The sequence below is a fragment of the Comamonas sp. E6 genome, assembly GCF_001010305.1.
Classification (GTDB): Bacteria; Pseudomonadota; Gammaproteobacteria; order Burkholderiales; family Burkholderiaceae_C; genus Comamonas; species Comamonas thiooxydans.
The window spans coordinates 1-23,412 of the sequence record NZ_BBXH01000026.1; the positions used below are offsets into that span (position 1 = coordinate 1).

General features: G+C 62.8%; 25 protein-coding genes. 4 read left to right on the top strand and 21 right to left on the bottom strand.

What is annotated here, in order from left to right:
• The first annotated feature begins 269 nt into the window (after positions 1-269).
• Positions 270-2,156 (top strand): ATP-binding cassette domain-containing protein, encoded by a 1,887-nt coding sequence (locus tag CSE6_RS21130; RefSeq protein WP_034378060.1) that lies wholly within the window; start codon positions 270-272, stop codon positions 2,154-2,156.
• A gap of 111 nt (positions 2,157-2,267) precedes the next feature.
• Here CSE6_RS21130 and CSE6_RS21135 read toward each other — a convergent pair whose 3' ends face one another.
• Genes CSE6_RS21135 through CSE6_RS21165 form a run of 7 tightly spaced genes read right to left on the bottom strand, consistent with a single transcriptional unit; the run spans position 2,268 to position 8,703 of the window.
• Entirely contained in the window at positions 2,268-3,383 is a 1,116-nt protein-coding gene (locus tag CSE6_RS21135) for a chemotaxis response regulator protein-glutamate methylesterase (RefSeq protein WP_202967609.1), read from the bottom strand.
• 13 nt (positions 3,384-3,396) lie between these two features.
• The gene (gene cheD / locus CSE6_RS21140; RefSeq protein WP_034353171.1) at positions 3,397-4,116 is read right to left on the bottom strand and encodes a chemoreceptor glutamine deamidase CheD; all 720 of its coding nucleotides are present in this window, start codon (positions 4,114-4,116) and stop codon (positions 3,397-3,399) included.
• A 24-nt stretch (positions 4,117-4,140) separates the two neighbouring features.
• Positions 4,141-5,055 carry a CheR family methyltransferase gene (locus CSE6_RS21145; protein ID WP_059441405.1) on the bottom strand — a complete coding sequence of 305 codons (915 nt, stop codon included), beginning with the start codon at positions 5,053-5,055 and terminating at the stop codon, positions 4,141-4,143.
• Between the two features lie 17 nt (positions 5,056-5,072).
• Entirely contained in the window at positions 5,073-5,561 is a 489-nt protein-coding gene (locus tag CSE6_RS21150; RefSeq protein ID WP_003077929.1) for a chemotaxis protein CheW, read from the bottom strand.
• 50 nt (positions 5,562-5,611) lie between these two features.
• A complete protein-coding gene (locus CSE6_RS21155) occupies positions 5,612-7,816 on the bottom strand; it encodes a chemotaxis protein CheW (protein ID WP_059441406.1) in 2,205 nt (734 codons plus the stop codon).
• A 32-nt stretch (positions 7,817-7,848) separates the two neighbouring features.
• Positions 7,849-8,211: a response regulator gene (locus CSE6_RS21160; RefSeq protein ID WP_003059121.1), complete on the bottom strand. Its 363-nt coding sequence runs from the start codon at positions 8,209-8,211 to the stop codon at positions 7,849-7,851.
• A 42-nt stretch (positions 8,212-8,253) separates the two neighbouring features.
• Complete coding sequence (locus CSE6_RS21165; protein WP_003065446.1) at positions 8,254-8,703, bottom strand: hypothetical protein; 450 nt, start codon at positions 8,701-8,703, stop codon at positions 8,254-8,256.
• 113 nt (positions 8,704-8,816) lie between these two features.
• On the opposite strand from CSE6_RS21165, the gene CSE6_RS21170 reads away from it, so the two are divergent.
• Together CSE6_RS21170 and CSE6_RS21175 are read left to right on the top strand one after the other, a co-directional pair.
• On the top strand, positions 8,817-9,938 hold the full coding sequence (locus CSE6_RS21170) for an ATP-binding protein (protein WP_059441407.1): 1,122 nt from the start codon (positions 8,817-8,819) through the stop codon (positions 9,936-9,938).
• A gap of 55 nt (positions 9,939-9,993) precedes the next feature.
• Complete coding sequence (locus tag CSE6_RS21175; RefSeq protein WP_034353154.1) at positions 9,994-10,632, top strand: response regulator transcription factor; 639 nt, start codon at positions 9,994-9,996, stop codon at positions 10,630-10,632.
• Positions 10,633-10,711: 79 nt separating this feature from the next.
• Here CSE6_RS21175 and fliR read toward each other — a convergent pair whose 3' ends face one another.
• From fliR to fliF, 13 genes are all read right to left on the bottom strand, one after another.
• On the bottom strand, positions 10,712-11,476 hold the full coding sequence (gene fliR / locus CSE6_RS21180) for a flagellar biosynthetic protein FliR (protein WP_003065453.1): 765 nt from the start codon (positions 11,474-11,476) through the stop codon (positions 10,712-10,714).
• Positions 11,473-11,742: a flagellar biosynthesis protein FliQ gene (gene fliQ, locus CSE6_RS21185; RefSeq protein ID WP_003059126.1), complete on the bottom strand. Its 270-nt coding sequence runs from the start codon at positions 11,740-11,742 to the stop codon at positions 11,473-11,475. Before fliQ ends, fliR begins: the two co-directional genes overlap by 4 nt.
• 152 nt (positions 11,743-11,894) lie before the next feature.
• Positions 11,895-12,644, bottom strand: a complete 750-nt coding sequence (gene fliP / locus CSE6_RS21190; protein ID WP_003065455.1) for a flagellar type III secretion system pore protein FliP — start codon at positions 12,642-12,644, stop codon at positions 11,895-11,897.
• The gene (locus tag CSE6_RS21195) at positions 12,637-13,026 is read right to left on the bottom strand and encodes a flagellar biosynthetic protein FliO (RefSeq protein WP_012836872.1); all 390 of its coding nucleotides are present in this window, start codon (positions 13,024-13,026) and stop codon (positions 12,637-12,639) included. The genes fliP and CSE6_RS21195 overlap by 8 nt, the downstream gene beginning before the upstream one ends.
• A 34-nt stretch (positions 13,027-13,060) precedes the next feature.
• A complete protein-coding gene (gene fliN / locus CSE6_RS21200) occupies positions 13,061-13,495 on the bottom strand; it encodes a flagellar motor switch protein FliN (RefSeq protein WP_059441408.1) in 435 nt (144 codons plus the stop codon).
• On the bottom strand, positions 13,485-14,489 hold the full coding sequence (gene fliM / locus CSE6_RS21205) for a flagellar motor switch protein FliM (protein ID WP_003065459.1): 1,005 nt from the start codon (positions 14,487-14,489) through the stop codon (positions 13,485-13,487). The genes fliN and fliM overlap by 11 nt, the downstream gene beginning before the upstream one ends.
• A gap of 15 nt (positions 14,490-14,504) precedes the next feature.
• Positions 14,505-15,059: a flagellar basal body-associated protein FliL gene (gene fliL, locus CSE6_RS21210; protein WP_034353146.1), complete on the bottom strand. Its 555-nt coding sequence runs from the start codon at positions 15,057-15,059 to the stop codon at positions 14,505-14,507.
• 189 nt (positions 15,060-15,248) lie between these two features.
• Positions 15,249-16,565 carry a flagellar hook-length control protein FliK gene (locus tag CSE6_RS21215; protein ID WP_059441409.1) on the bottom strand — a complete coding sequence of 439 codons (1,317 nt, stop codon included), beginning with the start codon at positions 16,563-16,565 and terminating at the stop codon, positions 15,249-15,251.
• A gap of 2 nt (positions 16,566-16,567) precedes the next feature.
• Positions 16,568-17,032: a flagellar export protein FliJ gene (gene fliJ, locus CSE6_RS21220; protein WP_046461416.1), complete on the bottom strand. Its 465-nt coding sequence runs from the start codon at positions 17,030-17,032 to the stop codon at positions 16,568-16,570.
• A 33-nt stretch (positions 17,033-17,065) separates the two neighbouring features.
• On the bottom strand, positions 17,066-18,454 hold the full coding sequence (gene fliI / locus CSE6_RS21225; protein ID WP_059441410.1) for a flagellar protein export ATPase FliI: 1,389 nt from the start codon (positions 18,452-18,454) through the stop codon (positions 17,066-17,068).
• Positions 18,451-19,278, bottom strand: coding sequence for a FliH/SctL family protein (locus tag CSE6_RS21230; protein ID WP_059441411.1), 828 nt, complete (start codon positions 19,276-19,278; stop codon positions 18,451-18,453). Before CSE6_RS21230 ends, fliI begins: the two co-directional genes overlap by 4 nt.
• The gene (gene fliG, locus CSE6_RS21235; RefSeq protein WP_003059149.1) at positions 19,271-20,266 is read right to left on the bottom strand and encodes a flagellar motor switch protein FliG; all 996 of its coding nucleotides are present in this window, start codon (positions 20,264-20,266) and stop codon (positions 19,271-19,273) included. The genes CSE6_RS21230 and fliG overlap by 8 nt, the downstream gene beginning before the upstream one ends.
• Before the next feature lie 147 nt (positions 20,267-20,413).
• Positions 20,414-22,120, bottom strand: a complete 1,707-nt coding sequence (gene fliF / locus CSE6_RS21240) for a flagellar basal-body MS-ring/collar protein FliF (protein ID WP_059441412.1) — start codon at positions 22,118-22,120, stop codon at positions 20,414-20,416.
• 173 nt (positions 22,121-22,293) lie between these two features.
• Here fliF and fliE point away from each other — a divergent pair, with 173 nt between their 5' ends.
• Positions 22,294-22,602 (top strand): flagellar hook-basal body complex protein FliE, encoded by a 309-nt coding sequence (fliE, locus tag CSE6_RS21245; RefSeq protein WP_003065477.1) that lies wholly within the window; start codon positions 22,294-22,296, stop codon positions 22,600-22,602.
• A gap of 189 nt (positions 22,603-22,791) precedes the next feature.
• On the opposite strand, the gene CSE6_RS21250 is transcribed toward fliE, so the two are convergent.
• Positions 22,792-23,409 (bottom strand): protein phosphatase CheZ, encoded by a 618-nt coding sequence (locus CSE6_RS21250; protein ID WP_059441413.1) that lies wholly within the window; start codon positions 23,407-23,409, stop codon positions 22,792-22,794.
• Positions 23,410-23,412: the final 3 nt, after the last annotated feature.

Below are 23,412 nucleotides of genomic sequence, written 5' to 3' on the forward strand. Positions count from 1 at the left end.
TCGAATCTCGTTGCTTGCTGCGATCAGCGAAGCCTTGCAGTGTATCACAACTTCCGAGGCGCTGCACAAGAACTTTTGAAGTTTTGCGAGGCAGTCGTTTGCTGCGATGGATCGAACTATAGCATAGGTGAAACCCTAGCCAGGCCGCTTCTGACACAAAAGATTCATCTGTCAGCGTGGTCTTTGCATGGGCTGTGTCCATAGACAGAGATAGAGACAGCGGCCTTACGGCCGCTGTCTCTATGGAGGCCAACGATAATGCTGGCACGATGGCACTGATTACTTTGTTAGACGCTCAATTGGCGTTTGGGCACGTGGCCCTGCTGGACCACGCAAATTTTTCCCTGGAGACCGGCGAGCGCGTCGGCCTGATCGGCCGCAACGGCGCCGGCAAGTCTTCACTGCTCAAGATTCTGGGCGGCCTGGCAAAGGCCGATGACGGCCAGCTCCAGGTGCAGAACGGGGTCCGCATTACCTATGTGGCGCAGGAGCCCGACCTAAACCCTGCGCACACCATCTTCGAGTCGGCATCTGACGGCATTGCCGCCGTGATTGCGATTCGTGAGCGCTACCTGGCTGGCGGCGAGGGCGAGGATCTGGACGAGTTGCAGACACAGATCGAGGCTTATGACGCCTGGAACTGGGAGCAGCGCGTAGAGGAAACATTGCAGCGCCTGCATCTGGACCCGAACGCTGTGGTGGGCAGCCTGTCCGGCGGCACCCGCAAGCGCGTGGCGCTGGCCCAGGCTCTGGTGGCCCGCCCCGATGTCCTGTTGCTCGACGAGCCGACCAACCACCTGGACCTGGACTCCATCGAGTGGCTGGAAGAGCTGCTGATTGCCTTCAAGGGCAGCGTGATCACGATCACCCATGACCGCAGCTTTCTGGACCGCATCGCCACCCGCATCGTGGAGCTGGATCGGGGCGTTCTGCGCACCTACCCCGGCAACTTCTCCCAGTATGTGTTGCAAAAGGAAGAGCAGCTCAGCCAGGAAGCCGTCATCAACGCCAAGGCGGACAAGCTGCTGGCCCAGGAAGAGGTCTGGATCCGCAAGGGCGTGGAAGCCCGCCGCACCCGCAGCCAGAGCCGTATCAGCCGTCTGCAGGAATTGCGTGCCAGCCGTGCCCAGCGCCGTGATGTGCTGGGCAGCGTGAACATGGATATCGCATCCGGCAAGGGCGACGGCTATCAGGGCAAGATCGTGGCCGAGCTGACCGATGTCAGCAAGTCCTTTGGCGAAAAGAAGATCGTTGAAAGGTTCAGCGGCACCATTTTGCGTGGCGACAAGGTCGGCTTGCTGGGCCCCAACGGCGCAGGCAAGACAACGCTGCTGAAGATGATTCTGGGCGAGCTGGCTCCGGACAGCGGCCAGGTGCGCCTGGGCGGCAATCTGCAAGTGGCCTACTTTGACCAGATGCGTCATCAGGTGAATCTGGATGCCACGCTGGAGGACTTCATCAGCCCCGGCAGCGAATGGATCGAGATTGGCAACCAGAAGAAGCACGTCAAGAGCTATCTGGCGGACTTTCTGTTCTCTCCGGCGCGTGCGCATTCCCCGGTCCGATCGCTGTCAGGCGGCGAGCGCAACCGCTTGCTGCTGGCCCGTTTGTTTGCGCGGCCGGCCAATGTCCTGGTGCTGGACGAGCCGACCAACGACCTGGACATCGAGACGCTGGACATGCTGGAAGACCTGCTGCAAAGCTATGACGGCACGGTCTTTCTGGTCAGCCACGACCGCACTTTCCTCGACAACGTGGTCACCAGCACGATTGCCTGGGAAGGCCCCGGCCACTGGCGTGAATACGAAGGTGGCGTGACGGACTGGATGGAGCAATCGCGCCGCAGCAAGGCCATGGCCGAAGCCGCACAGGCCAAGTCTGCCCCCAAGGAGGAGCCCAAGCCCGTCGCAAGCCGCACCGACGCTGCGGCCAGCCCCAAGAAGAAGCTCAGCTACAAGGATCAGCGCGAGCTGGAAGCCCTGCCGGCCACGATTGCCGCACTGGAGACCGAGCAAAAGCAGATTCAGCAAGCGCTGGCCGACGGCAGCCTGTTTGCCAGCGACAACGCCAAGGCCGTCGCCATGCACCAGCGCGACGCGGAGATCGATGAAGCACTGATGGAGGCGCTGGAGCGCTGGACCTTGCTGTCTGAATAATCAGGCCGTCAAATAAGAGAGCACCTTGCGACTGTCAGGTCTTGATTTCAAAGCTATAGAAGCCTGAAATCATTATCTGACAAGCGCAAGACGCTCTCTTTTTATGCAACCTTATATGCGGTGATGTACCTGGTCCGAGCCGCCGCGCAACTTGGTCAGCAGGGCATGGGCGATCTGCGGCAGAGGCAGCACCTCGTCGGCCGCACCATGGGCAATGGCTTCGCGGGGCATGCCGAAGACGATGCAGGTGCTCTCGTCCTGCACCAGGTTGTAGCTGCCGGCATCGCGCATCTCGCGCATGGCGGTGGCGCCATCGGCCCCCATGCCGGTGAGCATGATGCCGTAGGCATTGCGCCCGGCGCTGGCGGCAACCGACTTGAACAGCACTTCCACCGAGGGCTTGTGACGGTTGACGGGCGGCGCATCATCGACCACGGCCACATAGTTGGCACCGCTGCGCGTGATGGAGAAATGCTTGCCGCCGGGAGCGATATAGGCATGGCCGGGCAGCAAACGCTCGCCGTGCGTGGCTTCCTTGACCGTCATCTGGCACAGGCTGTTGAGCCGAGCCGCAAAACTGGTGGTGAAGCCCGGCGGCATGTGCTGGGTGATGACGATGGCCGGGCAGTCGGCCGGCAGATGCGTGAGCACCTCACGGATCGCCTCCGTGCCACCGGTGGAAGCGCCGATGGCGATGATCTTTTCGGTCGAGATGCGCCCCAGCAGGCTGGGTGCCGCCGGCGCACGGGGCGCTGCGGGCTTGGCACCCGTACTCGCTGCCGCTGCCACGCCGTGCGGCACCACCGGCAGGCGATGCACCTGGGCCACGGCAGCCACGCGGATCTTGTCCACGATCTGGCTGGCCAGCTCCTGCAGGCCGTTGGCCACGCCGACGCGGGGCTTGGCCACAAAATCGATGGCACCCAGCTCCAGGGCGCGCATGGTGACTTCGGCACCGCGCTCGGTCAGCGTGGAGATCATCACCACCGGCATGGGACGCAGGCGCATGAGCCGCCCGAGGAAATCAATGCCGTCCATGCGGGGCATTTCCACATCCAGCGTGATGACGTCGGGGTTCAGATCGCGGATCATTTCGCGTGCGATCAACGGGTCATTGGCCGAGCCGATGCACTCCATGTCATGCTGGCGATTGATGATCTCGGCCAGAAGACTGCGCACCAACGCAGAGTCGTCCACCACGATCACCCGGATTTTTGGCTTTAACAACGCTCAACCTTCCTCAAAACAGATCCACCGAGCCGCCCGCCGTATTGCGTGCCACCGCAGCCGCGCTGCCGCGACTGATTTCCTGCTGCACCAATGCCTCGGGATGGGCGTGTGCCAGGCGCTTGACCATGGCCTTGCCCGTGGATGGAAAAAACACCACCTTGCGCGGATAAATGTCCAGCACGTCCTCGGAGACGATGGGAATGCGCTCGGTTTGCAGATACTCTGTCACAAAACTGGTGTTGCGCTCGCCCACATTCATGGTCGTGAAATTGGCCATGACCTGGGCGCCACCAAAAATCTTGGCCTGCATGGATTCGCGCCGTGCGCCCAGCTTGAGCATCTCGTTGATCAGCAGCTCCATGGCGTACGAACCATAGCGCCCCGAGACATCGCTGCTGTCGCCATCGGGCAGCATGAAGTGGTTCATGCCGCCGATACGCATGAAGCGATCCCAGAGACATGCCGCGATGCAGGAACCCAGCACGGTGACGATGGCCATCTCGTCGCGCGAGACAAAGTACTCGCCCGGCAACACCTTGGCCGAATTGAGCTGGAAGTGCGGGTCGTAGTAGAAGAACGAGGCCTCGCCCGGCTGGCGCGGCTGGCGCTTGAGCTGCTCCAGCGATGAGACCGGCGCCGGCATGGCCGGATCAGGATAGCCCTGGGGCACGAAGCTGTTGCCGCGCAGGGGTCTGGCTGGCAGATCCAGCGGAGAGCTCAGATTCCTCATGACTTGCAGCCCTGCCCTTCAGCTTCATTGGCGCTCATAGACGGTCTTGCCCTTGAGCGCGAACAGATCGCGCGAATCGCTGAAGTTCTCGGCATGACCGACAAACAGCAGCCCGCCCGGACGCATCACCTGATGAATGCGCTCCAGCACGCGACGCTGAGTCGGTGCGTCGAAATAAATCATCACGTTGCGGCAGAAGACGATGTCGAAGCTCTCCCGGAACGGCCAATCTCCGGCGATCAGGTTGACGTTGAGAAAGTCCACCATGCGGCGCAGTTCCGGCTTGACCCGCACCATACCCGAGTTGGCCGAGCGCCCGCGCAGGAAAAAGCGGTGCAGCCGCTCGGTGCTCACGCCCTTGAGATTCTCTGCCCGGTACACGCCGCGCGAGGCGGTATCCAGCACGCGCGAGTCGATATCGCTGGCCATGAGCTGAAAGCTGGCCGAGGCACCGAGACTCTCCACGGCCGTCATCAGGATGGAATAAGGCTCCTCCCCCGTGGAGGCCGCGCTGCACCATACCTTCCAGCCATTGCCGCCGGGTTTGTGGCTGCGTAGATGCTGGGCCAGGATGTCGAAGTGATGCTGCTCGCGGAAGAACGAGGTCAGATTCGTGGTGAGAGCATTGACGAACTCCTGCCATTCGGGCCCGTCATTGATGCTCTCCAGCCAGTCCAGATAGCTGACAAAGCTCTCATGCCCGGTCTCGCGCAGGCGGCGCGACAAACGGCTGTAGACCATGGCATGCTTGCCGTCATGCAGGCTGATGCCGGCACGCTTGTAGATCAGGGCCTGGACGCGGGCAAAGTCGCGGTTGGACCAGACGAACTCGCGCCCCTGCGCCAGCGGGCCGGACATGCCGCCCGGCAGCGCCTCATCGTCCTGCTCAAGCCTGGCAGGAGAGGCTGCGAATGAAGCGCTACGTCCCAGGTTCAGCACACGGACCTCTGGCGCGCTCAGGCTTCGGAGGCCACCAGGCCCATGTCGACATTGCCCATGAGCTTCTCGATGTCCAGCAGGATCAGCATGCGCTCGCCCACAGAACCCAGACCCAGAATGCAGCCGCTGTCGATGGCGCTTTCGATATCGGGTGCGGGACGCACGGCATCGGCGGGCAGCTCCATCACATCGCTGACCGAGTCCACCACAATGCCGACCACGCGATTGCGCAGGTTCAGGATGATGACCACGGTAAAGGCGTTGTACTCCACCTCGGAGCAGTTGAAGCGCAGGCGCATGTCCACGATGGGCACAATGGTGCCGCGCAGATTGACCACCCCCTTGATGAACTCGGGCGCATTGGCAATACGCGTGGGCTGCTCGTAGCCACGGATTTCCTGCACCTTGAGGATATCGATGCCGTATTCCTCCTCGCCCAGGCGGAAGGTCAGATATTCGCGGGCACCGGTGGCCACGCCTTCGGCAGTCTTGTTGATGATGTTCATGTCAGCTCTCTCTGCGTTGTTCGGCTCGGCGACGGCTCAGGCCAGCGGCCTCAATGGCGGGTACGGCGCACCAGAGCGCCCGTATCCAGAATCAGCGCAACGGATCCGTCGCCCAGAATGGTGGCGCCCGAGACATTGGGCACCTTGCGGTAATTGCTTTCCAGGTTCTTCACCACCACCTGGTGCTGGCCCAGCAGCTCGTCCACCAGCAGCGCCACGCGGCTGCCTTCGGCCTCGACCACCACCATGATGTTGCTGGTCTGGCTTTCGTCGGCGCGCGGCACCTGGAAGGTTCGCTCCAGCGCGATCACCGGCATGTATTCGTCGCGCACCTTGACCAGCTGCGTGCCATTGGCCACGGTGTTGACATCGTCGGCCTTGACCTGGAAGGACTCGACCACCGAGGACAGCGGCAGGATATAGACCTCTTCGCCCACCCCGACGGACATGCCGTCCATGATGGCCAGCGTCAGCGGCAGGCGCACGGCCACCTTCATGCCCACGCCGGCAACGGACTCGATCTCCACCGTGCCGCCCAGCGAGGTGATGTTTCGCTTGACCACATCCATGCCCACGCCGCGGCCCGAGACATCGGTAACCACATCGGCCGTGGAGAAGCCGGGCGCAAAGATCAGCTGCCAGACATCGCTGTCGGGCATGCTGTCGGAGACATCCATGCCGCGCTCGCGGGCCTTGTTCAGAATCCTCTCGCGATTCATGCCCTTGCCGTCGTCGCGCACCTCGATGACGATGGAGCCGCCCTGATGGGATGCCGCCAGCGTCAGCGTGCCATGCTCGGACTTGCCCGCAGCGATGCGGTCCTCGGGCATCTCGATGCCGTGGTCCACGCTGTTGCGCACCAGATGGGTCAGCGGATCGGTAATCTTCTCGACCAGGCCCTTGTCCAGCTCGGTGGCTTCGCCCAGCGTGACCAGATCGATCTTCTTGCCAAGCTTGCCCGCCAGGTCGCGCAGCATGCGCGGGAAGCGGCTGAAAACCGTGGACATGGGAATCATGCGGATCGACATCACGGACTCTTGCAGGTCGCGTGTGTTGCGATCCAGATCGGCCAGACCGGCCAGCAGCTGCTGATAGGTCGTCGGGTCCAGCCCCTGGCTGTTCTGCGCCAGCATGGCCTGGGTGATGACCAGCTCGCCTACCAGATTGATGAGTTGGTCCACCTTCTTCACATCCACGCGGATGCTGGTGGACTCCATATGCGCAGCGACAGCCTTGGGTGTGGCCTTCTGCACCGTGCTTCCAGCGCCGCCAATCACGGCATGCTCCTGATTTTGCTGAGCCTCGGGGCTGCCTGGAGCACCCGCAAAGAAACCGTAGGCTTCTTCGGCCGGCAGATTGTGGGGCGGCATGGCGGCTTCTTCATCCACCACGGCTTCCAGCTGCTCGACCACGGGCTCGGTTGCGTTCTGCGGTTGGGCGGCATCGCTGATCTGCACCTGCTCCTTGGAGACATGGAAGACAAACAGATCGCGCAGCTCGTCATCGGTGGACACCGTTCTGACCTTGAACAGGCGGTGATCGGCCTTGGTGCCGACCTGATCCTGAATCGTGCCCAGACCCGGAATGTCGCGGAACAGCTCCTTGATGGCATCGCCCAGCTCCAGCCTGGACAGCGGGCCGATCTCGATCATCAGCTCGCGCGCACCCTCGGAAGGCTCGGTACCGATCACAGGGCCTGGCTCTGCCACCTGGGCTGCCGCAGAGGCCGGAGCTTGAGCGGGCGTATCCGCCACCACCGCGGCAACAACGGCAGCTGACTGCACAGGCTCGGCAGCCGCGGCACTGCGGTTGACCTGGGGAATCTCGGTCAAGCCCTGAGCCAGAGCCTCGATGCGCACCACCAGTTCCGCCGTGGAAACCGGTTCGCCCTCATCACCGGACTGGTGACGTGCCAGCAGGCTGCGGCTGGCGTCCGCCGACTCCAGCAGCACATCGACCATTTCGGGGATGGGCGTGATTTCATGGCGACGCAGGCGGTCCAGCAGGGATTCCATGCGGTGCGTGAGCTCGGTCACATCCGAGAAGCCGAAGGTCGCCGCACCGCCCTTGATGGAGTGAGCGCAGCGGAAAATACCGTTGAGCTCTTCATCGTTGGCGGCCGAAAGGTCCAGGCTGAGCAGCATCTGCTCCATCTGGTCGAGGTTCTCGCTGGCTTCCTCGAAAAAGATTTGATAGAACTGGCTAAGGTCGAAGTCTGCGCCCGAACCTGCGCCATCCTGGTGTGTATCCGCCATGGTGTTTCCTGCTGTGATTCGTTGTTATCGGCTTAACGCAGCACTTTTTGAATAACTTCGATCAATCGATTGGGATCGAAGGGCTTGACCAGCCAGCCCGTGGCACCTGCGGCCCGGCCCGCCTGCTTCATCAGATCGCTGGATTCCGTGGTCAGTATGAGGATGGGCGTGCCCTTGAACTTCGGGTTTTCACGGAGCTTGCGCGTGAGACCGATGCCGTCCAGGCGCGGCATGTTCTGGTCGGCCAGCACCAGATCGATGTTTTGCGCCTGTGCTTTTTCCAGCGCATCCACACCGTCGACGGCTTCCACCACCTTAAAACCAGCACTGCTCAACGTGAAAGACACCATCTTTCGCATCGAGGGGGAATCATCAACAGCCAGAATCGATCGCATGTACAGCTCCAACAGACGGGCAACGGAAAACAGGGTAGAAGTTCAAAACAGCTCCACAGAGCCTGCATCCATCTCGCTTTGCGTGACGGGATTGGGCTTTTCGGGCAGGTTTGGCAGACTGATGGCGGACTCCGCCTCATCCTCATCCCTGCCCATGGCGGCAGCCCCGAGCCTGAAAGCGCAGGCTTGCAAGGTATGTGCCATATGGGCAATCAGCTGAGACGACATATCGTGAAACTGGAGCTCGGTCACGGCCAGCCGCAACGACTCACGTGCTGTAGCCAGCGCAGCCGAATCGGGCAAAGCCGGCTGCGACAATTGCCCGTTGACTTGCTCGAAGCGCTCCAGCAGATTGTGCGTGGCATGGTCCAGCAGCCCCTCAAGACGCTGCAGATCACGCAGTGTGACCAGCAAGGCATCCTGCAGCTCCGCAGCCACCATCACCGGCACGGCAACTGCAGGCACACCCGAAGGGTTTTGCATCGTCTGCATTGTTACTCCAACTGCGTAAAACCATCATGACAGCCACGCCGCCATGCTCCACGAAATGAACCGCCCGGCAGCCTGCCCCGTGACCACATGGCCACACTTGACGACTACCCTCGATGTTCCAAAATGTATCCAATGATAGCGTCCTTGGCGATATGCAATTCCGGAATCAGACCTTGAAAATCCTTCATATTGAAGACTCTGTCGCAGATCAGGCTCTGGCACGCCTGAGCCTCAAGCGCGGGCAGTTGCCCTGCACGCTCACGACCGTGGACAGTCTGCAGGAGGTACGCGACGCCCTTGAGGCACAGGATTTCGACCTGATTCTGGCGGACTATCATCTGCCCGGCTTCACGGCTCTCGACGTCTGGGATCTGGTGTGCGACCGTGCCGATGCCCCCCCTTTTGTGCTGCTGTCGGGCGCCATCGGCGAATCCGCCGCCGTGGACATCATGCGGCTGGGCATCAGCGACTATCTTCTCAAGGACCAGATCAACGGCCTGCCCCATGTCATCAAGCGCGCCGTGGAGGTCCATGAGGCGAGGCAAGCCCGCCGCCGCGCCGCACTGCAGCTGGCCGAGTCTGAAAAGCGCCTGGCCGAGCTGACCGAACATCTGCATACCAGCATCGAGCAGGAGCGCGCCAATATCTCGCGCGAGATACACGACGACATAGGCGGCTCGCTCACTGCCGTCAAGTTTGATCTGGCCTGGCTGATCCGCAACAGCCCCGAGGGCAAGCAGCGCGAGCATGCCAGATCGGCACTGGAGATGCTGGAACACGCCCTGGGCGCCAGCCAGCGCATCATGCAGAACCTGCGCCCGCCCGTGCTGGATCAGGGACTGGTGGCCGCCGTGCAATGGCTGGCCCAGGACTTCGAGCGCCGCACAGGCATACCCGCCCGGTTGCACACCAGCCGTGAGCATATGGAAATAGCACCCGCGCAGCAGGTGGTGGTCTACCGTACGGCACAGGAATCCTTGACCAATATCAGCAAATACGCACAGGCCAGCCAGGTGACGCTGGATTTGTCCGACCACGAGGGTTTTTTGACACTGGAAGTAACAGATAACGGGGTAGGTCTGAGCCAGGATGATCGCAAAAAGCCTCAGTCTTTCGGACTTAGAGGGCTAAGTGAGCGCGCGCGAACAATTCAAGGTTGGCTGGATGTGAGCAGCCACCCCGGCCGAGGAACCTCTATCATTCTCACCATTCCTCTGGCAGAGACCCAGGCATGAGCCATCCAACCACGCGCTTGTCCGGTCTGCCATCTGACTTCCTGGGAGAGCGACCTTGATTCACGTGGTGCTGTGCGACGACCATGCCATTTTGCGCCGGGGCATACGCGACACCCTGGCGGAGGCCACGGACATCAGCGTCACCGCAGAAGCCGGCAGCTATGCCGAACTGCGTGAGCAACTGCGCGACGCAGCTTGCGATGTGCTGCTGCTGGACATCAATATGCCGGGCCGCAGCGGCCTGGAAGTGCTCGCCAGCGTGCGCGAAACGCATCCGCAGATCCGCGTCATCATGGTCTCCATGTACCCCGAAGACCAGTACGCCTTGCGCAGCATCAAGGCTGGCGCGGCCGGCTATGCCAACAAGGCGGGGGATCCGGTGCTGCTGATCGACGCCGTGCGCACCGTCCACAGCGGACGCAAATACCTGACTGCCGAAGTGGCCCAGATGCTTGCCGACAGTCTGGCCCAGCCAGCCGCCCCCGTGCCGCATGAAACCCTGTCCGAGCGCGAGATGCAAACGCTGCTGAAGATTGCCAGCGGTCAGCGCCAGACCGAGATTGCGCAGGAGCTGATGCTCAGCCCCAAGACGGTGAGCGTGTACCGGGCACGGGTGCTGGAGAAGCTGGGCATGGGCAGCAATGCGGAACTGACCGCCTATGCCATCAAGAATGGGCTGATCGATACGCCCTGAGCTGCTAGCCGGAAGCCAGATCTGGCTTTAGCGCTTGCCCACAAAGCGTATCGAGCTATAAAAAGAATAGTCGTTCGCCCTAGACCCCGAAGACTGCCATCCCCTTTTGGAGCAAGGCCACCAGAGGCTGCTCCAGCAAAGGCAGAGTCGCCGTCAGGCCCAGCAGCCCCACAGTCAAGGTGACAGGAAAGCCCACGGCATAGATATTCATCTGCGGCGCGACACGGGAGATGATGCCCAGCACCAGGTTGACGAACAGCAGCATGGCAATCATGGGCAGGGCAATCCAGAAAGCGCTGGCAAAGACGGCACTGCCCATCTCGTGGATCCGCATCTGGGAGATGGCCTGCAGAAAGTTGCCATCGACGGGGAAGGCCTCAAAGCTCTTGAGAACCGCCATCAGCACCAGCAGATGACCGTTGATGACGATGAACAGCAAGGTGGCGATCTGCACCATGAAGCGCGCCACGGCACTGAGCTGGGCATTGCTGGTCGGATCGAAGAAAGACGCGAAGTTCAGGCCCATCTGCAGGCCTATCACTTCACCTGCGACCTCGATGGCCGCCATCACCAGACGCACGGCAAAGCCAACGGACAGACCGATCACCACCTGCTGCACCAGAGTGCCCAGTGCCTGGGCCGAGGCAATGCTGACCACCGTCTGCTCGCCCAGCACCGGCTGCGCGCAAAGCGCAACCAGAAAAGCCAGCCCCACCTTGAGCCGCATGGGAATGGCTTTCTGAGAAAACACAGGCGCCGTGGTGAACAGCGCCAGCACGCGCACAAACGGCCAGATCAGTGGCGAGAGCCAGGCGGCAATCTGCGCTTCGCTAAAGGAAATCATCCCACCGAACCTGGAATGCTCTCTATGGTGCGACGAATGAAATCCACCAGCGTGGACAGCATCCACGGCCCGGCCACGGCAAACACCAGCACGGCGGCGATGAGCTTGGGCACAAAAGCCAGCGTGGCCTCATGCACCTGGGTCACGGCCTGAAAGACGCTCACCAGCAGACCCACGCCCATGACCACGCCCAGCACAGGCATGGAAATCATGAGCAGCAGGGTCAACGCCTCGCGGCCAAAAGTCAGAACAAATTGAGAAGTCATTGTTTTTCTCCCCACATTAGCGACAGGATTAAACGCACTTGAAACTAGCGCAGCCTAAGTGAGAGGCATCAAGCAAGAGCCGCCTCGCAGCAAGGATGCCGTCCCCCTTGGGGGAAGGCGCGGGCCGCCCAGGCAAGCGCCTCAGGGGGCTCTCATGTCGCAAAGCTCGCCGCCAGAGAGCCGATGATCAGGTTCCAGCCATCAGCCAGCACAAACAGCATGAGCTTGAAAGGCAGGGCCACCAGCACGGGCGAAAGCATCATCATGCCCAGCGACATGAGGATGGAAGACACCACCATGTCGATGACCAGAAACGGAATGAAGATCATGAAGCCGATCTGAAAAGCCGTTTTCAGCTCGCTGGTCACAAAGGCCGGCACCAGCACACGCAGAGGTGCTGTTTCTGCCGTGACATTCGCATCCAGCTTGGCCAGGCGCTTGAACAGCGCAAAGTCCGACTGGCGCGTCTGCTTGAGCATGAAGCCGCGCATGGGGGCTTCAGCCTTTTCCATGGCTTGCTCGAAGCTGATGCTGTTTTGCGTATAGGGCAGATAGGCGTCCTGATAGACCTTGTCCAGCGTCGGCCCCATCACAAACATGGTCAGAAACAGCGACAGACCGATCACCACCTGATTGGGCGGCGCGGACTGCGTGCCCAGCGCCTGGCGCAGCAGGCTCAGCACAATGACGATGCGGGTAAAGCCCGTCATCAACAGCAAGATGGCGGGCAGGAACGACAGCGCCGTGAAAAACAGCAGTGTCTGGATGGGCACCGAATAACTGGTGCCGCCCGCGCCCTGGCCTACCAGCAGCGGCAGACTGGCGGGTGCGCCCTGGGCTGCGGCCATCAGGGGCATGGCCAGCAGGACAGCGGCAGCAGCACGAGAGACGAATTTAGACATTTCCAGAATTCCGTGCCGCTTCGTCGGCCTGCGCGCGCATCAGCGAGTCGGTGAACGATGAGACGGCAGGTGAATGGGCTGCACGGGCGGATTGCAAAGATGCGGACGGGTCTTGCAGCACATGCAAACATTGGATCTGCTGCGCCGTCACACCAAGCACCAAGCGCACGGCCTGCTCCCCTTCACCCAGTTGCACGGTCACCACCCGCTGCTGCGGGCCAATGGCCAGCGTGCCCAGCACCTGCGCCGGAACTGAGGCGACACCACGGGCCATCCCCATGCCACGGGGCAGGAGGTTTTTTTGCTGCAGACGACGCACCAGCCAGGGCAACGCTGCCATGACCGCCACAAACAGGACGACCAGCAGCAGCGTGGGCCACATGGAAGGGGCCGCTGCCGCAGAGTTTGCCGCGTTATCAACCACGGCTGACCCGGCGCAGACGCTCGGACGGTGTCACCACGTCCGTCAGGCGGATACCGAACTTGTCGTTGACCACCACCACCTCGCCCTGGGCGATCAGGTAACCGTTGACCAGCACGTCCATGGGTTCGCCGGCCAGAGCATCGAGCTCCACCACCGAGCCCTGGGCCAGTTGCAGAATGTATTTGATGGGCACTTTGGTGCGGCCCAGCTCCACGGACAGCTGAACCGGAATGTCCAGCACCATGTTGATATCGTGCACCGGCACATCGCCATAGCTGCGTGCGGTGTCGCCCGCCAGCGGCCCGCCCTGGTCGGACAGATCGGGGCCTTCGACGGCCTGGTCATGCTGACGCTGCTCTTCCAGCGCCTCGGCCCAGCCGGAGAACGGATCGTCACCCGCGGGCTTGTTGTTGTCGTCAATTGCCATGCTTCTCTCCCATCCAGCTGGTCTCGCCGCCGCGCAGGCTGCGTTCCACGCGGATTGCATATTTGTCGTTGTGCGTGCCGTACTGGCACTCGAAAACCGGCACCCCACCGATGGAGGCGCGAATCAGCGGCTCGCGGTCGAGCTCGATAAAGTCACCCGGGCGCATGGCCAGCAGCTGCTCCACCGTGGCATCGGCGCGGGCCAGCTCGGCCACCAGCGTGACCTCGGCGGCCTGAATCTCCCGCGTCAGCACCTTGACCCAGCGGCGATCCACCTCGATGGCATCGCCCTGAGTCGACGAATACAGCACATCGCGAATCGGCTCCAACGTCGCATAAGGCATGCAGATGTGGATGGAGCCCGAGATATCGCCGATCTCCAGCTGAAAAGCCGTGGAGACCACGATTTCGCTGGGCGTGGCGATGTTGGCGAACTGCGGCTGCATTTCCGAGCGCTGATAGGCCAGCTCCAGCGGATAGATGCCGTGCCAGGCTTTTTTGTATTCCTCGCAGATCACATTGACCATGCGGTTGATCACGCGCTGCTCGGTGGTCGAGAAGTCGCGCCCCTCGATGCGGGTCTGCAGGCGACCCGTGCCGCCGTACAGCGTGTCGATCACGCCGAACACCAGCGAGGGATCGCAGACGATCAGACCATTGCCGCGCAGCGGGCGAATGGCCATGATGTTGAAATTGGTGGGCACGGCCAGCTCGCGCAGGAAGGCGCTGTAGCGCTGCACCGTCACCGTGCCGACGGAAACCTCGGGGCTGCGGCGGATGAAGTTGAACAGGCCGATGCGGAAGTTGCGGGCAAAGCGCTCGTTGACGATTTCCATGGTGGGCATGCGCCCACGCACGATGCGTTCCTGGCTGGAGATGTCGTAGCTGCGGACCTGGCCGAGATCGACCTCCACCACCTCGGAGCGCTGGCTTTCGCCGGTAACGCCTTCAAGAAGAGCATCAACCTCTTCCTGGGAGAGAAAAGAATCGCTCATGCACTCCCTCCCTGCTTACTGAATGATGAAGCTGGAGAACAGCACGCGACGCACAGGCCCCTTGCGATTGGCACGCGGGCTGTCTTCGTCGGCGTCCTCATCGTCGCGCGAGCGCTTCTTGGCGCCCGGGCCGAAGCCCAGCGGTGCCGAGACCTCGGTGAGAATGTCGGCGGCCAGCTTTTCCTTGCCCTCGCGCGCCAGCAGCTCGTCGGCCGTGCGCTGGGACACCAGCATCAGAATGCCGTTGCGGATGCTGGGCAGGTACTGCTTGACAGTGGAAGCCGTCTTCTCATCGGCCAGCTCCAGCGTGATGCCCAGTTGCACAAAACGATCGCCGCCGGGGTCGGCCAGATTGGCCACCATATTGTCCAGTGGCAAGAAAGTGGGCACTGTGGCTTTGGCGCTGACTTCTTCTTCGCCATCGGCGCTGCTGTGCTGGCGCTGCATCATCAGCACATAGGCTGCGGCAGCCACGATGGCCAGCACGGCAACGATGGCCACGATGACGATCAGCTTCTTGCTTTTGGCAGGAGCAGGTGCAACAGGGGCGGCATTGGGATTGGCTGACACGGCGGGTATTCCTCAAGAGTGGGGGACTGCATCCACCCCGCAGCCATTGCCGCGACACGGAAGATCCACGCCTGAATTATTCGCCGCCCGCCCTTCTTACCATTGCCCGAATAAAAGCGCGAAACCCGGCTTCATTCCGGGTTTCGCGCCATGTCCGGCTCACCGTTTCCGTAAGCCGGCTCTGATCATTTACACGAAAAGGTCCACACCGGACTGCACCGGCCGCGCGCCATTGCCTGCGCTGGCCGCACTCATGGGCAGCTCGGCAGCATTGACCGAGACCCGGGCCACCCTGGCCTGGCCGCGCTGGGCATCCTCGCCCTGGCTGTCCCCCCCGGACCGGGCGCCGGCACTGCCCGCATCCACGCTGACGCCGCTCAGATTCAGCCCCTGGGCCTGCAAAAGCTCGCGCAGCTGAGCCTGACCGTCGGCCAGCAGCTGACGTGCCTGCTCATCGCCTGCGGCAAAGCGCACATGAGCCTCCTGGCCGTTCAGCTGCACCTGGACCTGGATAGCCTTGCCCTCATGCTGGATCGACAGCGCGGCATTCTGCGTTTTCTGATGCACCCAGAAGGCCACCTGCTCGGACACTTCCTGCTCACGCTCTGTAGGTGCGGCATCCTGCCCCGCCAGGCTCTGGCCGAAGTCGGAGCTGTTCTGACCGCCGCCCTGCATGCCTGCGCTCGCTGCTCCCATGGCTGCCCCGACAGCAGCCGCTATGGCCTGCAGGTCGGCCCCGCCCTGCACTGCCGCCGTCTTGCCCTGTGGCGCAGCTTCATCCTGCTGGGGTGAGCGGGCCGCACGCAGCAAATCCTTGAGACCTTCCAGGGCCTGCGGCTGCACAGCCGTCATGCCCTGCAGGCTGATGCCCTGCTGCTGCAATGCCTGCGCCTTGTGCACAGCAGGCTCGACGCGCGCAGCAGGAGCCTCTTCCACCGCCGAAGCCAGCGCGCTGTGTCCGCTGTCTTGCCCCTGCGCGGCTGCGTCCTGCTGCGGCTGCAAGACAGTCGCATCAGAATTAATAGCTGCTTGCGCTTGTGTCGTATACGTTTGAGCCTGATTTGATTGAAAATCCTTGCCCATGAATGCGGCATGCGCCTGCTCGGACCCGGGCTGCAAAGCCTGGCGATGGGCCAGTTGCGCGGCATGGCCTCTGCCTGAAAGAAAGTCGGTGGCCACGCCCTGGCGCAGATCGGCGTCGCCCTGCCCGTCCAGCTGCGCGGTCTGTCCGACCAGGCTCATCCACGGCGCATGGCCTTGAGCGATCAGCAGCGCATCGTGCTCGCCTGGTGCCAGCTTCGCGTCTGATGTCTCGGCAGGCTGCAGCGTCGTCTGCGGCAGGCCTGCAGACACGAATCCGTCCAGCGATGCCAGCAGCGATGAAAAGCCCTGGCCGGGCTCGCCTGCCGTAGCCGTAGCGCTTTTGGCCGAGCTCATGGACTGCGCCATGGCCTTGCCGGTGCGAGCTTCGCCGCCGCGCGGGCCATCAATTCTGGTTTCCGCCATGCTCAGGCCTCCTGAAGTTGCAGGCCGAAGCTGCGTCGAAAAAATGCCATGGTGGCGCGCTCGTCGGTATCTTTTTGCTCGCGCCGCATTTGAGCCAGAGCCACATCACGGCGGCGGGCCTGCACCACTTTCTGCAGGCTGGTCACGCGCAGCTCGGCCGCCAGCAGGGCCTGACGAGCGGTCTCCAGCCGAATGTCCTGATCGGCCACGACCCGGGTCTGCAAGCCGATGGCGTGCTGCAGGCGCTCCATGAACTGATACTGGTGATGCATGACCTCGGGCTGCACGGCCAGCCCTTCCTGGGCCCCCCAGCGCGCCTGCATCTCCAGGACATAGCCCTGCAGCTGATCCATCTGGGCCTGCGCCGCCTGCTGGGCACGCTGACGCTCCTGCATGGCGGTGCGGGCCGCGTCACGCTTGCGTTCTGCGGCTTCAATGGCGACGTTCAAGGCATTCAAGGACGACATCTGCGACTCTCCCTCTGGCTAACCCGTTTAGTCTCAGCCCCGCTGCATGGCTTGCGCCATGCCGGCCAGGCTTTGCTCCATGCTGGAGCTTTCAAACATGCTTTGCTGCAGAAACCCGGTCATGGCGGGCTGCAGCGCAATCGCCTCGTCCAGCTGCGGATCGGAGCCTGGGACATAGGCGCCGACCTGCACCAGATCGCGCCCCTTCTGATAGCGCGAATAGACGGCGCGAAAGCGACGCGCCAGCTCGAAATGCTCGCGCGAGACCACGTTGTGCATGACACGCGAAGCCGACTGTTCGATGTCGATGGCCGGGTAATGTCCGGTCTCGGCCAGAGCCCGCGAGAGCACGACGTGGCCGTCGAGAATGGCGCGGGCCGCATCGGCAATCGGATCCTGCTGATCGTCACCTTCGGACAGCACGGTGTAGAAGGCCGTGATCGAGCCCACGCCGTGCAGGCCGTTGCCGCTGCGCTCCACCAGCGCAGGCAGCTTGGCAAAGCAGGACGGCGGATAGCCCTTGGTCGCAGGCGGCTCGCCGATGGCCAGGGCGATTTCACGCTGGGCCATGGCATAGCGGGTCAAGGAATCCATGAGCAGCAGCACATGCTTGCCCTTGTCGCGGAAATGCTCGGCGATTGCCGTGGCGTAGCTGGCGCCCTGCATGCGCAGCAGCGGCGGCGCATCGGCGGGAGCGGCCACGACCACGGCACGGCTGCGGTCCTGGGCGCCCAAAATGTCCTCGACGAACTCCTTGACCTCGCGGCCACGCTCGCCGATCAGCCCCACCACGATCACATCGGCCTGGGTGTAGCGCGCCATCATGCCCAGCAGCACGGACTTGCCCACACCCGAGCCGGCAAACAGGCCCAGACGCTGGCCGCGACCCACGGTCAGCAGCGCGTTCAGCGCCTTGACACCGGTATCCAGCGACTCGCGCACGGGGTCCCGGTCCATGGCATTGATGGGGTTGCGATCCAGCACCTCGGGCACCACGCTGCCCAGCTCGCCCGCATGATCCAGCGGAATGCCTTGCGAATCCACCACCCGCCCCAGCAAGCCGTCGCCCATGGGCAGGCGCAGCACGCCCACGGTCTGGCTGACTTTCTCGGTCTCCATCACGCCCAGCTGGGGCACGGGAACAAAGGGGGCTGCCGGCGTCACTATGGCGCCGCTGGACAAACCCTGAATATCGCCCGCAGGCATCAGAAAGGCGCGCTCGCCGGCAAAGCCGACCACCTCGGCCAGCACAGGCTCCTGGCCATGCTGATGAATATGGCATTGCGCCCCCACGGGCACGCGCAGCCCCGAAGCCTCCAGCACCATGCCGGTCAACCGGGTCAGACGGCCCTGGCATTCCAGCGGCACTGGCTCGGCATAGCGTGCGTGCGCCTGGCTCATGAACTGCTGCCAGGGGTTCATGCCTTGTCTCCGTCATACCAGGTGGAGACCAGGCCCAGAGCAGCCACGGCACGACGCCAGCGCTTGTCCAGGCCACCGTCGATCTCGGCACCACCCGACTCCACCTTGACATCGCCTGGGGCAATCGAGGCATCGCCCAGCCACTGAATACGGCTGTGCGCGCCATGCTCGGTACGCAGAGCCTCGTCGAGCAGTTCAAAGTCAGCGGGGTTCAGACGAACGGTCACCGGGCGGCTCTCGTCGACCAGCATGTCCAGCGCCTCGCGAATCACAGGCAGCAAGGCCTGGGGCTGGCTGCGCAGCTCCTGGCGCACCACCTGGCGTGCGATGTCACAAGCCAGGTTCAGCAGCTCATGGGCCATGCCCGACTGCAGCTGCTTGAAGTTGTCTTCCAGGCCCTGCAACACGCCATCGACACGCTGCACGCTCTCGCGGCCCGCGCCGTTGATATGGTCGTCCAGGTGCTGCTGCCATTGCTGCTGCGTCTGGGTGCGGCCTTCGGCCATGCCCTGTGCATGGCCCTCGGCTCGTGCCTGCTCCAGCATCTGCTGCAGCTGCTCCTCGTCGAAAGCCGGGGCGGCTGGCTCCACGGGCTCCACAGCCTGCACCTCTGGCTGCGCCTGCGGTTGATGGGCAATCGAGGGGGAAAAACCGTTGAAATGCTCTACCCCAGCCGGTATGAAGGCAGCTTGCTGTGCTGGCGCGAAGACGCCGCGATCCTGTGCATCCACCGCGCCGAAGCGCCATTGCACCACGGTGCTGTCGTCGATCTCTTCCTGCGGGATAAAGCGCGAGTGCGAGCGCGGAGGCTGGCCCTTAGACATAGCTGTCCTCCGGACCGCTGCCGATGGTTACCTGGCCTTCCTCGACCAGACGACGCACGACCTTGAGGATTTCCTTCTGCTGGGCTTCCACTTCGGACAGACGCATGGGGCCACGGCCTTCCAGGTCCTCGCGCAGGGACTCGGCCGCACGCATGGACATATTGGCCAGGATCTTGTCGCGCACTTCCATGGAGCCGCCCTTGAGCGCCACGATCAGCGTCTCGGACACCACCTCGCGCAGCACCAGCTGCACCGAGCGGTCGTCGAGCTTGACCAGGTCGTCGAAGACAAACATCTTGTCCATGATCTTCTGCGCCAGCTCGGGGTCGTAGTTGCGGATGGTGTCGAGCACCGCCACATCGGCATTGCCGCCCATCTGGTTGAGCATTTCGGCCGCTGTCTTGACGCCGCCCAGCGAGGTCTTGCGCACCTTGTCGCCGCCCGCCAGCACCTTGAACAGCACCTCGTTCAAGTCCTTGAGCGCCGTGGGCTGAATGCCTTCCAGCGTGGCCACGCGCAGCATGACCTCGCTGCGAGCCCGGTCGGGGAACTGCATCAGCACGGCCGCAGCCTGCTCATACTCCAGGTGCACCAGAATCGCCGCCACGATCTGCGGATGCTCGCCGCGCAGCAGCTCGGCCACAGACAGCGGATCCATCCACTTCAGGCTTTCAATGCCCGAGATATCGCCGCCCTGCATGATGCGGTCGATCAGCAGCGCCGCCTTGTCATCGCCCAGGGCACGCTTGAGCACCGAGCGCACATAGTCGCTGGCATCGTCCACCAGCAGACTCTGCGACGCGGCATCGCTGGTGAAGCGGTCGATCACGAAATCCACCTTTTCACGCGTCACGCCACGCATGCGGGCAATCGTCTCGCCCAGCTTCTGCACTTCCTTGGGCGTGAGGTGCTTGAACACCTCGGCCGCCTCTTCCTCACCAAGGGAGACCAGCAAGATGGCAGCGTCGTTCAGACCTCTATCGTCCATATTCAAAACTCTCTACTAGTTATTCAACCGTCCCATGCCGGGGATGCCGAGCAAGGGCCTAGGTGGCCCCGCCGCCCCGCAGCGAGGGCATCGTCCCCCTCCCAAAGAGAGAGGGGAAGGCGCAACGCGCCTCAGGGGGTGACTTCGTCACCCCTCGCCGTTAATCCATGTCTTCACGATGTTCGCCACCGCGATCGGGTTCTGCTTGGCCAGATGACGGGCCTGATCCAGTCGTTCCTGCTCCTTGGTCGGAGACAGCTCCTTCGCAGGGGCCGGCAGAGCGGGGCGATCCAGCGCCTCGGCTTCAATGGCATTGAGCTGGCCGCCGGGGCCGGTATGGCGTCCCTTGAGCAAGGGGCGCACCAGGCCCAGCAGCACCAGGGCTCCAAACAGCGCCAGCGCAATCGGCACGCCCAGGCTCTTGGCCATGGCCTGAATCTCGGGGTCCTTCCACATCGGCAACTCGGCCGGAGCGGCACCGCTGTCCATGAAGGGAGCGCTGACCAGGTTCACCGAGTCGCCTCGGTCGGCGCTATAGCCCACGGTTTCGCGCACCAGCGTGAGCAGTTGCTCCTGCTGCTGGGCTGTCAGTGGGCGCAGGCCGGAGCTGACTGCGGCTGCCGTTGCCGCAGTCGCGGCATCGGTGCCGGCCGCAGCAGCCAACGGTGCATTGACCACCACCGCAGCCGTCAGGCGCTTGACGGTGCCGGTGCTGCCACGTGTGACCCTGACGGTCTTGTCCACTTCGTAATTGGTGATGGACTCGCGCTTGTTGCCCTGGCCATTGCCCTGGCCTGCACCAGCAGCCTGCGGCGCAGGATTGGCACCGTTGATGGGCGCGGTGGAGTTCTGAGGTGGCTGATTGCTGGTCGCGCCAGGCACGCCGGTAGGTGGAGTGGCCGTCTTCTCGCCATTGGTCTCCATCACCTGCTGGCTGCGCACGGCCCCGCCGTCTGCAGACTGGTTGGGACGATGCTGCTCGGAAGTCGATTCGGTCTGGCTGAAGTCCAGCTCGGCCGAAACCTGGGCCTTCACATTGTTCTTGCCGACCACAGGCTCCAGAATGTCCAGAATGCGGCGCACATATTGCTGCTCCACCTGCTGGGTGTAGAGGAACTGCTGCATGTCCACGCCGCTGGCATTGCCGTCAGGCGACTGCGACAGCAGCTTGCCGGTGTCGTCCACCACGCTCACGGCCGAAGGCTCCATCTCGGGCACGCTGGATGCGACCAGATGCACGATGCCCGCGATCTGCGCACGGTCCAGCATGCGGCCCGGATGCAGGCTCAGCAGCACGGAAGCCGAAGGCTTCTGCTGCTCGCGAAAGAATCCGTTCTGATTGGGCAGGGCCAGGTGCACGCGGGCACTTTGCACGGCATTGAGCGCCAGGATGGAGCGCGTCAGCTCGCCTTCCAGGCCGCGCTGGAAGTTGAGGCGTTCCTGAAACTGGGTGATGCCGAACTTGCTGTTCTCCATCAGCTCGAAGCCTGTCACCGAACCCTTGGGCAGGCCTTGCGTGGCCAGCTTCAGGCGCACATCGTGCACACGGTCTGCGGGGATGAGAATGGCGCCGCCGCCCTCGCTGTACTTGTAGGGCACGTTCATCTGCGTCAGCTGCGCCACGATGGCACCGCCATCCTTGTCGCTGACGTTGGAGAACAGCAGCTTGTAGTCAGGCTGGCGATAGAACACCGCAGCCGCCACCAAGCCTACAGCGACCAAGGCCGCCAGCGCGCCCCAGCGAAGACGTTGGCCACGGTCGAGCGCATTCCAGCGCTGCGCGAGCGCAGGGCGGGGCGCATACGTGGCACCGGGCACGGCATTGGGGACAGGTACTTCAGCTACAGCAGACATCTTGATTCCATGGTGTCAGACCCCACACGAGGTCTAGCGTCCAGTGGATTATTCGGACTCGGGCCGGCGGCGTTCCCCCGATAAGCGAGCCGATTCACCCACTTATTGCCCGTCTGCGATCAAGCGAAAAACCTACGATCACCTCCAACTCACCAAGCCAGTTGGATAAAGATATGGACCTGAAGATCCCTGCAATCAACCCCGCCCAACTGGGCAACCAGCTCACCAAGGTCGGCAGCGCCGGCACCGCGCCCGTGGCCGGCGGCTTTGGCCAGGCTTTGCAAAATGCACTGCAATCGGTGAGCGCCGCTCAAAACCATTCCGGCCAGCTGCAACGCGAAGTGCAGCTGGAAAACCCCGCCGTCAGCCTGGAACAGACCATGGTGGCCATGCAAAAATCGCAGATCGGCTTTCAGGCCACGCTGCATGTGCGCAACCGCCTGGTGCAGGCCTACTCCGATGTGATGAATATGCAGGTGTGATCGGCGCAACGCCGCACATCGCTCAAAAGGCAGATTGCCCTCCAAGGCTTGCCCGCATGTTGTGATGACATGCGGGCTTTTTGCGCCCTGCCCGCCCAGCAGCGCCCAATAAAAAAAGCCCGATCCTTTCAAAAGATCAGGCTTTTCGGGCTCAAACGCTTATCTACAAAGCGCAAGCAGCTATTGCTTTTAAAAACCAAGACTGGCCAGCAGATCATCCACCTGGGACTGCGAGGTCACCACGTCTGTCGTGTTTTCTGGATCCACCACCGGGCCGGCCAGCTTGGGCTGCGCGGCCTCCACAGGCGCCAGGGCCGGTGCCTGCGCAGCATCCGGCGAAGTCTGGATCAGCAGCTCCAGCAGCTGCGACTCCAGATCGGCCGCCAGCGCCACCACGCGCGCAATCACCTGACCGGTGAGGTCGTGGAAGTCCTGAGCCATCATGATCTCGGTCAGATGGCTATTGGTCTGCTCCGTAGCCTCTTCCACCTCCTGCAGATAATTCATCACGCGACCCTTGGCCACTGCGGCCACAGGATCCTTGATGAGTTCTGCACGCATGGCGCGAGTGCGCTCGGCCAGCGCATCCTGGCGATTCTGCGTCACTTCGACCTGGCCCAGCACCTTGTTGGCCGCTTCCCCCGTCAGACGGGCGATATAGGACAGACGGCTTTGCGCATCGGGAAGCTCCCCCGCACTGCCGCGCAAACGATCCGCATAACCCAGCTCATTGAGCGAGTTATGCAACTGGCGCGTGAGCACGCCAATCTTGTAGTGGACGTTGGCGGAAGCCTGGTCGCTGCTCATGGC